This is a genomic window from Alloacidobacterium dinghuense (assembly GCF_014274465.1).
Taxonomy (GTDB): domain Bacteria; phylum Acidobacteriota; class Terriglobia; order Terriglobales; family Acidobacteriaceae; genus Alloacidobacterium; species Alloacidobacterium dinghuense.
The window spans coordinates 3,553,712-3,567,916 of record NZ_CP060394.1 but is presented as its reverse complement, the minus strand read 5'-3'; the positions used below and the strand labels follow the sequence as shown (position 1 = coordinate 3,567,916).

General features: G+C 55.6%; 10 protein-coding genes and 1 tRNA gene. 6 read left to right on the top strand and 5 right to left on the bottom strand.

All coding sequences use genetic code 11. The annotated features are described in order from the left end of the window. Positions 1-24: 24 nt before the first annotated feature. The 5 genes from H7849_RS14640 to H7849_RS14620 form a co-directional block, all read right to left on the bottom strand. A complete protein-coding gene (locus tag H7849_RS14640; protein WP_186740272.1) occupies positions 25-1,347 on the bottom strand; it encodes an NfeD family protein in 1,323 nt (440 codons plus the stop codon). Beyond that, on the bottom strand, positions 1,344-3,020 hold the full coding sequence (locus H7849_RS14635; protein WP_186740271.1) for a tetratricopeptide repeat protein: 1,677 nt from the start codon (positions 3,018-3,020) through the stop codon (positions 1,344-1,346). Before H7849_RS14635 ends, H7849_RS14640 begins: the two co-directional genes overlap by 4 nt. Before the next feature lies 1 nt (position 3,021). Further along, positions 3,022-4,638, bottom strand: a complete 1,617-nt coding sequence (locus H7849_RS14630) for a glycosyltransferase family 39 protein (RefSeq protein WP_186740270.1) — start codon at positions 4,636-4,638, stop codon at positions 3,022-3,024. Positions 4,639-4,641: 3 nt separating this feature from the next. After that, positions 4,642-4,953, bottom strand: coding sequence for a DUF3467 domain-containing protein (locus H7849_RS14625; RefSeq protein WP_186740269.1), 312 nt, complete (start codon positions 4,951-4,953; stop codon positions 4,642-4,644). Between the two features lie 41 nt (positions 4,954-4,994). Then, positions 4,995-5,080 (bottom strand) — tRNA-Leu (locus H7849_RS14620). A gap of 298 nt (positions 5,081-5,378) precedes the next feature. Here H7849_RS14620 and H7849_RS14615 point away from each other — a divergent pair. From H7849_RS14615 to H7849_RS14590, 6 genes are all read left to right on the top strand, one after another. Continuing rightward, positions 5,379-6,101, top strand: a complete 723-nt coding sequence (locus H7849_RS14615; protein WP_186740268.1) for a LolA-like protein — start codon at positions 5,379-5,381, stop codon at positions 6,099-6,101. Between the two features lie 215 nt (positions 6,102-6,316). After that, on the top strand, positions 6,317-9,838 hold the full coding sequence (locus H7849_RS14610; RefSeq protein WP_186740267.1) for an outer membrane beta-barrel protein: 3,522 nt from the start codon (positions 6,317-6,319) through the stop codon (positions 9,836-9,838). A gap of 118 nt (positions 9,839-9,956) precedes the next feature. Beyond that, on the top strand, positions 9,957-11,258 hold the full coding sequence (locus H7849_RS14605) for an aminotransferase class V-fold PLP-dependent enzyme (RefSeq protein ID WP_186740266.1): 1,302 nt from the start codon (positions 9,957-9,959) through the stop codon (positions 11,256-11,258). Next, positions 11,259-12,275, top strand: a complete 1,017-nt coding sequence (locus tag H7849_RS26865) for a cupin domain-containing protein (RefSeq protein WP_251106282.1) — start codon at positions 11,259-11,261, stop codon at positions 12,273-12,275. It begins immediately after the preceding gene. Between the two features lie 64 nt (positions 12,276-12,339). Beyond that, positions 12,340-13,176, top strand: a complete 837-nt coding sequence (locus tag H7849_RS14595; protein ID WP_186740265.1) for a c-type cytochrome — start codon at positions 12,340-12,342, stop codon at positions 13,174-13,176. Then, entirely contained in the window at positions 13,163-14,197 is a 1,035-nt protein-coding gene (locus tag H7849_RS14590) for an SMP-30/gluconolactonase/LRE family protein (protein ID WP_251106281.1), read from the top strand. The genes H7849_RS14595 and H7849_RS14590 overlap by 14 nt, the downstream gene beginning before the upstream one ends. Positions 14,198-14,205 lie beyond the last annotated feature (8 nt).

Genomic DNA, 14,205 nt, shown 5'->3' with positions numbered 1-14,205 from the left:
AGCAACGGCATTGGGGAGGGATGCTCAAATCGCCGTCGATTGGCCATTGGGAACACGCTCCACCAATAGCGTCAGATTGCGGACAGCGCGCACGCGGACGTGTTCGCCAGGTGAAACAGGCGCTGGGGATTCGGCGAACCAGAGTTCACCATGCACCATGACCTGTCCACGCGGATCGAGTGGCTGCTGTGCGATGGCAATGGATCCGATGAGGGCTTCCGGGCCGGTAAGGACCTTATTTCGACGCGCACGGATCGCGATGCGAACGAGGAAGGTAGTGATCGCGCCGAAGGCAATGCCGGTTCCGACGGCAGTTGCTATGCTGACGCGCAATTCCGGAATGGGGCCGGCGACCAGCGTGAGGGTTCCAAAGACGAGACAGATGATGCCAGCGACAGCGAGCACGCCATGACTTGCGAATTTCGCTTCGAGGATCATCAGTGCGAAGGCTGCGAGCAGCAGCATGAGCGAAGTGTAGCGGACAGGGAGCAGATTGAGCGCGAAGAGCGCGAGGACAACCAGCAGAGTTCCCAGCGCGCCGGGAATGATGGTGCCGGGAGTATTGAATTCCAGATAGATGAGCAGGCCGCCCACGACAAGGATGAGCACGGCAAGATTCGGGTCCATGAGCTTGTCGAGGATGTTTTCGCGCAGAGTTGTGTCTACAGGAACGATATGCGCGTTGCGCGTATGCAGAGTTGTAGTCGAGCCATCGAAGCGGGTAACGACGCGGCCATCGATGGCATCAAGAAGGGCGGTGTTGCTGGGTGCGATGACGTCGATGAGCTTCAGCTGCTCGGCTTCACGCTCGGTGTAGGACTTTGAATTCAGAACGGCATCCTGCGCGGCGTCAGTATTGCGATTGCGACGCGATACGTAGGAACGGAGAAACGCCGTCGCATCGTTCTCAAGCTTCTGCTTCATCACGGGGTCGACGCTGGTGCCCATTACAACGGGATGGGCTGCGCCGGCATTTGTTCCGGGCGCCATTGCTGCGATGTCCGCCGATTCAAGAATGAAGAAGCCTGCCGAACCGGCGCGGCTGCCCGAAGGCGCGACATAGACGATGACCGGGGATGGCGAAGCGAGAATGTCATGCACGACATTGCGTGTCGAATCGAGCAGACCGCCCGGGGTATCCAACTCGATCAGCACGGCCTCGGCATGGATATCCGCTGCGCGGGCGATGCCGCGGCTGATGTACTGCTCGCTGATGGGCTGGATGGTGTCTTGCACATGCAGCAATACAACCTGCGACTGCTGCGGCACAGCACCTATCGCGCGGCTTGAAAGCAACACTGCGGCACAGACGAGAAGAAATGTCGAACTGTGCCGCAATGCTTTCATCGAACCTGCTGTCCTCTTTGTTCGAGAGCCTGCTTCATGCCGTGTGCATTGGCGTTGGTGGGCTCGATCTGGAGTGCCTGGCTTACTTCGCCAGCCGCCGCGCCGAGCTGGTTTGCCTGCAGATCGATTCGAGCCAGCACCAGATGCGCGGTTACGTTCTGCGTTAATTGCAGAGATTTGAGCGCTTCCTGACGGGCTGCGTCCGGATCGCTGCTACGCTCACGCACCTGCGCGAGTCCTGCATGGGCTGCAGAGGAAGAGGGATCAGCCGCAAGCGCGGCTTGAAACTCGCGCTCGGCTTCTAGAATAAGGCCGCGATTGAAGAACTGGCTGCCTTCCTGCGTGAGTGTTGCGGCTCGTTCAGCAGGAGGAAGCGCGCTTAGCCGCATGGTCTGCACCTGCTCCATTTCAAAAGCTGCCTGGCGGAAGCTGGCTTCGTTGTAGGTGCGCTTGATGCGTTCGAGCGGACCGCTGCCGGAACTGTTCGGGGTGGTCAGGGAGGCATTCACCTTGGTGGCCGCGGTTGGGTCTTGTTGTTCTTTGTGCAGCATTGCGGCAAGACTTGCCGCTTCGCTGTCCTGCGGTCGCAGCTTCACGGCCCGATCAATTTCGCGGACGGCTCCAGCGATATCGCCACGACGGCGCAGCGCTACAGCCAGATTGAAGTGGTAATCGACATCATTGGGGTCGGCTGTGATGGCCTGCACGAAGAGCGGTGCTCCATCTTTGCCTCGACGGGCAGCGGCAACTCCCTGGTTGTTGACAACCTCGGGAAGCGGAAGACGCGTTGTATCGAAGGCGAAGGCGTCTTCGGCCTCCAGATATTTACCGGTATAGAAGAATGACAGACCGCGGTAGAAGTCCGCTTCGAGTGCATTTGGGTCGTCCTTGCTCAAATGACCGAGCGCTGCCGCAGCCTGCTCAAAATTTTGGTTCGCGAAATAGGCCTTGCCCAATGCCAGCCACGCTGGATTGAAGCGCGGACTCAGCCGGACGGCCTCGCGAAGGTGACGGACCCTTTCGTCGATCGAACCCTCGCTCAAGCCGCGCACGTAGTTTTCGAAGGCGTCGAGACGCAGGTCGGAGTCGGCGGCAATGAAGGTCTGTTCGGCGACGGCATATGCGGGGTCAAGTTGCCGGGTGACCTGCCAGGCAAGGCTGTTCAGCGTTTCAAGCAGATGTGTTAAGTCGGCTTGATTGGTCAGCGGAGCGCCGAGTTTGAGGCCAGTGACGTCGAGAACCTGAGCGGTGGGGTTCAGCGTGGTTCCGGTCGTGGTGTAAAAGCCGAAGACAACGTAATCGGCATCAAGGGTTTGCGCCAGCCGGATGGCGCTGGCCCGGGATGGCTGAAAGTGCTGCGGCAGTCCAAGATGATCGAGCGCGTAGAGTCGGTCTGCGCGGCTGATGGGCAGAAATCCAGCTGAGGCGAGCCGCCGGTTGAAGATTTCGGGGAACGCCTGACCAATCCAGTCGAGGCTTGCCTGGCCGGTGTGGTTTTCAAATGGGAGCACCAGGAGTAAGCGTCCATGCGCGAGGGACTGTGTTGACGGTGGCGGTGGCGTCTCGGGCTGGGGACGCGACGCCGTGGTGGCGGGTTGCTGGGCGAATACAAACTGCGAAGCCGCAAGCAGCAGGCTGCAGACGATGGGGCGAAATGGAATCAGGAACCGCACTTCAAGGCTGATTATAGTGAAGCGGAAGGTGGTCGTGCTCTGTTTGCGTGGCCACCTGTGGGCGATCGAAGTGGAGCACCGCAGCCCATTGACCCTGGCGTTCGGCGCGCCAGACGACTTTTCCGCCGAGCAGGCGCGCGATCATTTCGGGTGGAAGATCGCGGTGGAAGTCGAAAAAGCGAGTGTCCAGGGCCTCGTTGCGGCGACCGAGGCTGAAGGGCAGGTTTGGCGGGTCGTATTTGGTTGAGAAGATCAGCCCTACAGTATAGGTTTCGCTCAATTGTGCCGCTCGTTCGATTTGCGGCAGTGAGAAATTGTCGATGGAGGCAGCCTGCATGGGCTCCTCTACATAGCCGAGTTCCGGCTTGTTTAGCTCATCGGTTGCAGGCCACGCGCTCAGCACGGTTGCGGTGGGATAGTGGGCTTCGATCTGCCGGATGGCCGCCTGATGCAGCAGGATCACATCGCGGTAGGCGAGATTATCTTCCGGCGCAAAGCGATAGGGAGGATTGATGAAGAGTCCGACAAGGAAAGCGACGGCGCTGAGGGCCACCAGATAACGCCATTGCTTCTGCCGACGGTAGAAGGTATTGGCACATAGGAGCAGGATCAGTGGGTATAGAGGAAGCAGATAGCGCGTGAGGAGCGCTCCGCCCAGCACTGAGAAAAGAATGAGGTTGGCGAGAATGATGACGTAGAACTGCAACTGATGACTGAATGAGATGCGCGCCCTGCCTTCGACTGGGGGCAACATCATGCAGGCCAACATGGAGAGCACAGGCACGAACAGATTCATGTGCGCGGTGATGTGCAGAACCCGATGGGCGAAGGCCAATAGAATTCGCAGTGGCGTGAGCGTGGCAGTGGCGTTGTAGCGCAGGTATTCGGGGTTACCGAAGACGAATCCTGTTCGATGCCAGTGATAGATGTACCAGCAAGCTAGCGGGATTAAGGGCAAAAGCAGGATGCCGGCTTTTATTGCATCAGAATGCGGTGAGGGTTCATTGCTGGCAGGTCTCGACTTATTTGGTGCAAAACACAACCACATCTGCCAGGCCGCTAGTGCCAGCGGTGTGATGATGGCTGTTTCCTTTGCGAGCGCAGCCAGAGAGAAGCACAGGATTGCGGTCCATAGTCGTTCTTCGAGGAAGAATGCCAGTGCCCACAGCGTCGCCGCTGCGGCGACCATATCCGCGTGCGCGAGCGAACTCTGCGCGAACCACACGGGATAGAGCGCGGTGAGGCCAACCGTTGCAGCGGCCACGTTGGGCTTGTTTGTGGTGATGATCGCCAGCCGATAAACAGCCAGCAGCGCAACTGCGGAAATCGCGCACATGGCAACACGGGTGACCCATGGCGTGAAAGTAAAAACCTTCCACCACAAGGCCAGATACAACGACGGCAGCGGTGGATGTGCGTTTGAGAGCGTGGAGTAGGGGATCAGGGAACCGGTGCGAAAGAAGTCATAAGCGGCAGGGATGTAATATCCTGCCTCATCCCAGTAATACGGCAGACGCAGCAGCAGCAGATGTGCCACGAGAACAGCCGCGAAGATGGCAGGGAAGACGAGCCACAGAGACGGCTGCTTGCCTCCCTGATATTGGCGGCTGCTCGGCAAGCTCTAGTGCACCGGTCCTTGCGGAATCGGCAGTGGGTGATGGGGCTCAAGCGCGATAGCGCCGAACGCCTGCTCATATTGGGAGATGTTCTGTCCGAGAATGTTCCAGAGAGCCTTTGCCTGCTGCGGGCTGAGGTAGATGCCCTGGCTGTTCTCGATGATGACCGACTCTGGCGAGTCCTGATGTACGAGGCCGAAGGCGAGGAAGAAATCCCAGACGCTCACACGTACCTGCACGCTGTTTGAATAATTCTCCCGATAGTCGGAGGACTTTGCGAGAGTGATTTTGGGCTGAGCTTGCTGCGCGGAATTCATGATGTTTTTCAGGGTATCGCTTTTCAAGGAAGGAGGAGGGATGGTGCGAAAGGGGGGACTTGAACCCCCACGGGGATTACCCGCCAGATCCTAAGTCTGGTGCGTCTGCCAATTCCGCCACTTTCGCATTTATAGACAGTAACTTATAACAATCTAGAGATATCGATCTACGACTCTTAGCATCATGTTAATAAGTTAACTCTCCGCGGGCCGTGCAAGGGATTCGATGCGCGTTAACCACACAGCATAAATAGTATACCAACCAAACTGGGCAGATGACTCGAGTGAGCGCCCTCCTGCGAAGCGCGGAGCCGAAGGATCTGCGTTGCTTTTGACACTAAGATAACCCGTGCGTCTGGCTGAGTGGTCCCACATCTGGCCTTCATCCTGGCTAGGCCCTTGGTTTTGGGTAGGAAGGAAGGATCATGAACACCCTTGAGAGACGGCTCCTGGTGATGTCTATCCCGATTGTTCTCCTGGTCTCGTGCGCGATCAATTGTGGCACTGTAGGGCTCGCGGAATCTCCAGATACTGTGATTACGCATGTGGAGGCGGTAATACGCGCGCGATTTGAACACATCGGAAAGTATGTGGTCAGAGAGCACTATGCGGTTTATAGAAATGGCGCGGCCGAAACAGCCGCCGAACAGACGGTCCAGGTCACATATCAAAAGAGCACGGGCATCACCTATACCACCGTCTCAAAGGTTGGTTCATCGATGTGGCTAAGTCGAGCAATTGAACCCGCCCTGGAATCAGAGAGGGAGGTAAATGATGTCACAACGCGCCACCAAGTCATGCTCACTGCAGACAACTATGAGTTCGAAGTCGACCCTGTCAAGGATTCAGTGAACGGTCGGGACTGTTTCGTCCTGGACTTGAAGCCACGAAGAAGGAGCCCCTATCTGCTGAACGGTAAAGCGTGGGTCGATGCAAAGACTTATTTATTGGTCCGCATTCGTGGTACTCAGTCCAGAAGTTCCTCTCTTTTTGCAGGGGTGCCTCTTATTACTCGCGACTTCGCACCCATAAGTGGCTTCGCGATGGTCGCTCACGAGGAAATAGAGGCACACACATTTTTGTTTGGACAGACGGTCATAAAGATTGACTACGATGCCTACGACATTCAGCGCGATGAGAGACCCTGAGTGAAGTGTCACAACCCCGGAGCAGTCATCGGAGTTGGATTCCTTTCGGAATTGTTGACTACCGGGAAGTTCCTGCCCGCAATAGTGGAGGGTGACTGCCATTTCTGGGGCAACCGCCCCTTGACACCTTTAGGTCCTACTATTACCATCGTTTCCCATCGATTCCTTTAGTATTCAATCGTTGTAATAGTCGTCATTTGAAAGGTCGGACCGCCATGGCTCGATTTATCAGACTAGGCTTCCTCTTCGGCGCACTTCTGGGAGCAGCTACCACGTGGGCAGCCATTACCGGCTCGATTTCCGGGGTGGTCACTGATCCAACCGGCGCAGTTATGCCGGGACTCACCATAATCGCCACGCAAGAGTCGACCAATGTCGCCACGACAGCCGTCACCGACTCCAAGGGGTTTTACAGTTTTCCAACCCTCAATGTTGGCGTTTACGACGTCAGCGTTAAGCAGGCCGGATTTCGTGACTATTTGCAGACTGGTGTAAAGATCGATGCGAATTCCGCCCTTCGCATCGACATCCCGATGGAGATCGGAGCAGTGACCAATACTGTAAGCGTCAAGAGTGATGCGTTACAGGTGGAAACACAGAGCACCCAGAATGGCGTAGTCATCGACGGCCAGAAGATTACTTCTGTGCCGTTGAACGGCCGTTCCTACATCGACCTGTTGAAGTTGCAACCAGGCGTGTCGCCTTATTCCCATAGCTCGGACAGCAGCACGTCGGGAGTTGGAGCGACGCAGGTCTCGGGTGACCTGGACAACGGCCAACAATCCGTCAACGGGGGCCGCACCGGGTCCAACGCGTTCATGGTGAATGGGGCAAATGCGGAAGAAGGCGTCCACAACGGCGCCGCCATGATTCCCAATCTCGACTCCATCGCGCAGTTCCGTATCATCACCAACAACTTCGATGCAGAGTATGGAAACTACAGCGGTGGCCAGATCAATGTAGTCACCAAGTCGGGAACCAATCAGTATCACGGCACGGCCTTCGACTTCCTGCGCAACACGGTTCTGGATGCCAGAAACTATTACGCTCCGACGCGCGGCGTGTTCATCCAGAATCAATTCGGCGGAACGGTCGGGGGGCCAATCCGCAAGAACAAGATTTTCTGGTTTGCCGATTACCAGGGTACACGGCAGATTTTGGGGCAGACCCAGAGCTATCCCGTGCCATCAGATGCCGACCGCACGGGTGACCTGACGGACCAGGCGACCGCGCTCACTGGCACAGTCGTAGGCGCCGGCTGGGCTAACACTCTCTCCCAGACATTGGGATATCCCGTAGCGCAGGGTGAAAATTATTACACTCCGGGCTGCGCGGACACCGCAACCTGCGTCTTTCCCAATGCTGTCATTCCCCAGAGCGCATGGTCGCCGGTTGCGGCGAACACGCTGAAGTACCTCCCTACGGCAAATGGAGTTGTCAACAATACCCCTAACTTCTCCACCTCTGCCTACAACGGGACGCTGAGCGACGATAAGGGCAGCGGACGGATCGACATTCCTACACGAATCGGCGCTGTGTTCGGTTATTACTTCTTTGACCGATTCAATACTGTGAATCCGTATACCCAAGGGGTCGGGGTCCCGGGCTTTGCCGCAACCAATCATGGACAAACCCAAATGGTCAATTTGGGTTTGACCACCACGTTTAACTCGTCGACCGTCAACGATGTTCGTCTCGCATATCTGCGCGATGTAAACCTGAACGGCCAACCCACCGCGGGCCAGGGTTTGGGTGTCACCCTTGCCTCGCAGGGTTTTGTTACTCCGTGGAGCCCCGCGGGCGGTATCTCCGCTATCAACCCCGCGTACGAGGGTGTGGCGAATTTCATATTCAATAACTTCACCTTTGGCATCCCGCAGGATGCATTGAGGCAATACAACAACACTTTTCAGATCATCGATAACGTCACCAAAATTCTTGGAACGCACACGCTGCAGTTTGGCACCAACCTCCACTACAACCAGATCAACGAGCGTAACTACGACTGCTACAACGGGTGTTTTGGTTTTAATGGTTCAGAGACGGGCCTGGACTTCGCCGATTTTCTGATCGGGGCGCCAAACAGCTTTGTGCAGGCTAGCCAGCAGCTTCTCGATTCGCGGAGCAAATACTACGGATTTTATGCTCAGGATAGCTGGCGTACTACCCGCAATCTCACCCTCAACTATGGCCTGCGCTGGGAAGCCGCTACTCCCTGGTACGACACCCAGAACAAGTTGGAAACGGTCGTTCCCGGGGAGCAGTCGCTATCATTTCCCGGCGCTCCCCTCGGTTTGGTTGTCCCCTTGGACCCAGGTATTCCTCGCACACTCGGCCCCACTAAGTACACCAACTTTGCTCCTAGAATTGGTTTTGCCTGGGCGCCAGACTTGAGCAACGGTTTTCTTGGCAAGGTATTGGGCGGTCCTGGAAAAATGAGCATACGTGCGGGTTACGGCATTTTCTATAGCTCTATTGAGGACGCCACTGGCTTTGTCGAGGTAGGGGACGCTCCTTACGGCAACTACTACTCTGTGTCATCGACTGAACTGGCCACCCCGTTTGTCGATCGGCCGTCGGGAATTTCGGCGGGACAGAAGTTCCCCTTCGTCTTTCCCCCAACCAATGTATCGCCTAAGAATCCCGACACAACGTTCAACTGGGCATCTGCCACGCCCATCGGGGGATCCGACTATTACTACTATAAAAACAAGGTGCCCTATGTTCAGGAATGGGAACTCTCTCTCCAGCGTCAATTGGGAACCGCAACTGTGCTCAGCGTCAACTATGTCGGCACAGTGGGAAGGCAACTGCTGACGTTTGAGGAATCGAATCCCGGGGACCAGGCGCTCTGCCTCCAATTGAGTAACCCAGCCAATGTAGCGCCCGGTACGACAACTTGCGGCCCATTCGGCGAAGATACGGTTTATACCACGGCGAGCGGTCAGACAGTGGAGGGAACGAGGCCTACCTTCGGGATTAACTTCAACAGCAATCCCTACATGAAGACGGCGGTCAGCTCCAGCTTCCACTCGCTGCAGGTGAGTCTGGAGCACAACGAAAAATACGTGAACTTCCTCATCGGATATACCTTTGAGAAGTCGCTGGATAACGGTTCGGACTCCTTTGATGCGACCAATCCGTTGAATCCGGCTCAAACCCGCGCATTATCGAGCTTTGACGTTCCGCATAACCTGGTCGCCAGCTTCACCGTACAGTTGCCCTTCGATCACTTTATCGGCGGAGGGGATATTGCGAAGCGGTTCACCGCGGGCTGGGAGCTTTCTGGCGTAGCTACGTTTGCCAAGGGAGAGCCGGTCACTCTCAATGAGAATGACGATAATTCACTGCTGGGCGCCTTTAATGCGAACGTAGACGTGCCAAATTACGCGAACAACGGCAGCCCTCTTTATATAAATCGGAACCCGCGAAAGGGGCTGCCATATTTCAACCCGGACCACTTCGTCCCGGAAACAATCGGGCAAGTAGGCAACGCAATGCGGCGATACTTTTCCGGTCCTGGCATCGATAACTATGATTTGGCGCTGCTGAAGAGCACGAACATTACCGAGAACACTAAGCTGCAGTTTCGGGCAGAAGCATTCAATGTCTTCAACCATGCGCAGTTCACGAATCCGAATGGGCTAGTCAACAACACCGGCCAGGGTGGTTTCGGTTATGTAACTGGCGCCAACGATCCCCGTATCATGCAAATTGCATTGAAGTTCCTGTTCTAAGAAAAACTTGTGTTCAGTATCTCCGCCAATTCTCGGTTCTTGGACTGGTATCGATCACGACTCTGCGCGCACAACAACCAGCGGGCCCGAGGGGCAGCTGCAGTAGGAAAGGAACATTATGCTGCCCGAGCGTGAGCTCAAAAATAGCCTGAATGATCGGCGATCTTTCCTTAGATTGCTGGCCGCTGCTCCTCTCTTCGCCACGATTGCCTCGCGAAGTCTTGCGAGCACCGTGGCGGCTACTACAGGAAGATCTTCCTCCGCCGATGTTTATACCCGCCTTGGGGTCCGGCCATTGATCAATGGGCGGGGGACGTGGACTTATCTGAGCGGGTCACTGGAACTACCGGGGGTGCGGGAAGCGGTCGAGGCTGCATCACGGCAATTTGTTGACTTGTTTGAACTGCAGCGCGCAGCAGGCAAAAGGCTTGCGGAGCTTTCCGGCGCCGAATCCGGAATGGTCACGTCTGGCTCGGCTGGCGCGATGGCTCTGGCGACTGCGGGCTGCATCGCCGGGACCGACCCAAAAAATGTGTGGCAACTGCCCGACACTACTGGTTTGAAACATGAAGTCGTGATGCTGGGAGGGCGGAGCGCATTCGACAGTGCGATACGGCTTGCCGGAGGCCAATTGGTGCTTGCTCATGGAGTGGACAATTTGCAATCGGCCATTACTCCGCAAACCGCCATGGTCTATACAACCTGGCGGGACGACCGCTTACCGAATACGCTGAAGATCACACGCGCCGCCGGCGTCCCCCTGCTGCTGGACGATGCGGCAGGCATTCCCCCGTTTGAGAATTTCAGACGCTACGCAAAGATTGGCGTCGACCTTTATTGCTTTAGCGGCGGAAAGGGTCTGGGTGGTCCGCAATGTTCTGGTGTGCTGCTAGGCCGGAAGGATCTGATTGATGCGGCAATGGCAAATAACAATCCATGGGAGGGCGCTGTATGTCGGCCCATGAAGGTCGGCAAAGAGGAGATTATCGGGATTCTTGCAGCAATCGACTATTGGTCCCAGGCTGATCTTGCGGCCCTAACTAAAGAGTGGCAGAGCCGGGTTGAACGCATCGAGAAGTTGGTTCAAACCGTACCAGGAGTCACCACGTCCATCATGACCCCCAAGGAAGAGAACAGCTATCCGACCCTGACTGTAAAGTGGGACGTGCAGAGGTTCGGTTTGACGGTGGAGCAATGCGCTCAACAGCTACGGGACGGCGAACCTCGCATTGAGGTGCTCACGAACAATAATCCAAGTGGAGTACCAGCAGTCCGCGAAGGCGATGATCCCAAGGCCAAAGAGGAGGCGGCTCCGAATGAGTTGCAAATTATCTCGATGACCTTACAACAGGGGGAAGATCTGACGGTCGGGAATCGCCTACGTCAGATTCTTGATAAGGCCCGCAAACAGTCGGGGTAAGTGCTTCTTCAGCCTTTGAATCGCAATCGCAAAACAGTGCTTTACCGGATTCAGGCAGAGTCGAATGCAGTGAACGGATACATAGACACCGAGAGACTTTCTTTAATCGCAATGTGCCACGGGGCAGACAGCCGACGCCATGCCATCAGGCTCGTGGCCCTGCTCATGGGAATTTTCTGCGCACCTCTGCTCCACGCGAACGATCGCAAGATCGATCCCACCTTTCTTTATCGTGATACTTCTGCGGTCGCGGAGAAGAAGTCAGATATTACGACGAAGACGTGCCACTACCGGGCGTTGTTCGGCCAGGGAGACTCGGATACATCTGTAGTCGTCGGAGTAGCGCGTTATGGAGAAGCGGTGATTGATCCGAATGGCGTCTGCGGTTCGGTTCAATATCCAGACGAAGACCAAGTGTACGTGGTGCTCGAAGGCACGGGCTCCGTGAAGTATGGAGATGCAATCGTCTCGCTTAAGAAAGAAGACTACTTATATATTCCATCAACGATTGCGCATGCTCTGAGCAATACGTCTGACATGCCACTCACCGTGATCATTATGGGTTTTCGTACTAAAGGCTTTGAGGAAACTCAACCACCGCCGCAGCCTCTTAAGGCCAACATCGAGGATGTCCCGACAACTATGGTGAGCGGCCACCCTGATTCGACTCGTTACCGTCTGCTGATGGGAGATGTCGACAGTAAGCGCGACCGCATTGCAGCCGGCCGCGTTTTGACCAGCCTATTCCTGATGGAAATCGCACCAGGCGGCACTAACTTTCCTCATCACCACGAGCGCGAAGAAGAGATATACCTGGTTTTGAGCGGCCACGGCGAGATGGTCGCAGGAAGCGGAATGGAAGGAATCGCAGGGCGGCATCCCGCTAAAGCGGGGGATGCCTATTTCTTCCGGCTTAATTGCACTGTCGGATATTACAGTGCCGCCAACGTCAAGTCCCGTATTCTCGCCGTGCGCTCGTGGTATCCGGGTATGGTGCAAATAGGCGCAGAACACTAACGCCCTGGGTGCAAGCCTGGTGCTGGCACAGTGGGTATCGAACGTTGAAAGAGGTCTTTGGCGAATGAGGAGTTGGTGGCACACGATCTCCGTCCAATGTTTGCTGCTTGGATTGGTATCGATCACGAATCTGAGCGCACAACAACCAGCAAGCACTGCCACTCCAGCGGATGTTCAAGGATCGATGCTCTTCGCCTCCAACTGCGGAGGTTGTCACGGGTCCGATGGTCGCGGGGGCGAACACGCGCCGGACATTGCGACTGCTCCAGACGTGCAGCGACTCGCCGATTCAGACCTGATTGCGATCGCGAAAAATGGAGTCTCCGGGACTGGTATGCCTGCATTTGACTGGCTCGGGCAAGAGAAATTGACTGCCATTGTTCAATACTTACGAACTCTGCAAGGGCGGCAAATCGAGATCAAGCTTCCCGGAAGCGCGAAGAGCGGAGAAGCTCTTTTCTTTGGTGGAGCACGATGCTCAGAATGCCACATGGTCAGTGGGAAAGGTGGCTTTATTGGCAGTGATCTTTCGCTTTACGGAGGTGACGAAAGCGCCAGCCAGATCCGAAGCATGATTTTGGATCCTGAAAGGAATTTGCCTCCCCAGAAGAAGGCCACAACCGTCGTGACGCGCACAGGGCAGAAGTTCACTGGAATGCTCAAAGTGGACGATAATTTTTCCGTTTCGATCCAGACAATGGACGGCGACTTTCATTTTTTTCAGAAGTCACAACTCACCCACATAGATCTTGGGTCTCACTCGCTGATGCCGGTCAACTACGGATCGATGTTGAATGACGAACAGATAAATGACCTGGTCAGTTATCTCCTTCATGTGGGAAGTGAAAACTCCAAACGCTCCCCAACACAATCTTCAAAATCTGACGATGATGACGAATAATCACTTATTTTTTCGCGCCAAGGACTCGTGGTTCAACATCGTCACCCTCAAGGTTGCGATAGCCGCTTTGACCTTGTTGCTGTTTGCGGGATCAGCCCACCGCCCAGGTTATGGAGAAGCGAACAAAGCGGCGTTCGAACTTCATGCCCTTACGCCCGAGTTTTGGACTCTCTTTGATCGAAAAGCACAGCTGACCAAGCTGGCTTCGGGCTTCGGTTTTACCGAGGGGCCTGTTTGGGATAGCTCCGGTTATCTCTGGGTAAGCGATGAAACTCTCAACAAGATTTTCAAGGTAAACACTTCCACTGGTCAAAAACAGGAAATCATCTCTCTGGGCGACCCCGATGGCAATACCTATGATCCACAACATCGTCTCTTAGACTGCGCCAGCGTGCTGCGGGCGATCATCCGTCTGTCGCCCGATGGCAAAAGCTACAAAATAGTCGCGGACCACTACCAGGGTAAGCGTTTAAACAGTCCCAACGACGTGGTGCTCGGTCCGGATGGCGCTATTTACTTTACTGATCCAACTTCCGACTTGCCTCGCGGGCAGAAGCAGGAACTTCCCTTTAAAGGCGTCTATCGCATCGCGCTGGACGGTCAAATTCAACTGCTGACAAAGGACGTAGAAGATCCCAATGGGCTCGCGTTTTCTCCAGACGGCACCAAGTTGTATGTTGATGATTCCACCCAGCGAAATATCCACGTATATGACTTCCACGCGGACGGTAGATTGAGCAACGGACGGATCTTCGGGACAGAGCCAGGTGGTCCAAAGGACGGCGTACCGGACGGCATGAAGGTTGATCGAAACGGCAATCTGTATGTGGTAGGTCCAAGGGGTATATGGGTATGGTCTCCGCGTGGCGTTCACTTGGGGACCATCGTAGTTCCCGAGCAGCCGGCAAATCTCGCATGGGGAGACCCTGACTACTCAACCCTGTACATAACAGCAACGACATCCGTGTACAAAATAGGGACCCTAGCACACGGATTCGTCCCCTATCTACAAGCGCACTAGAGCCTGTT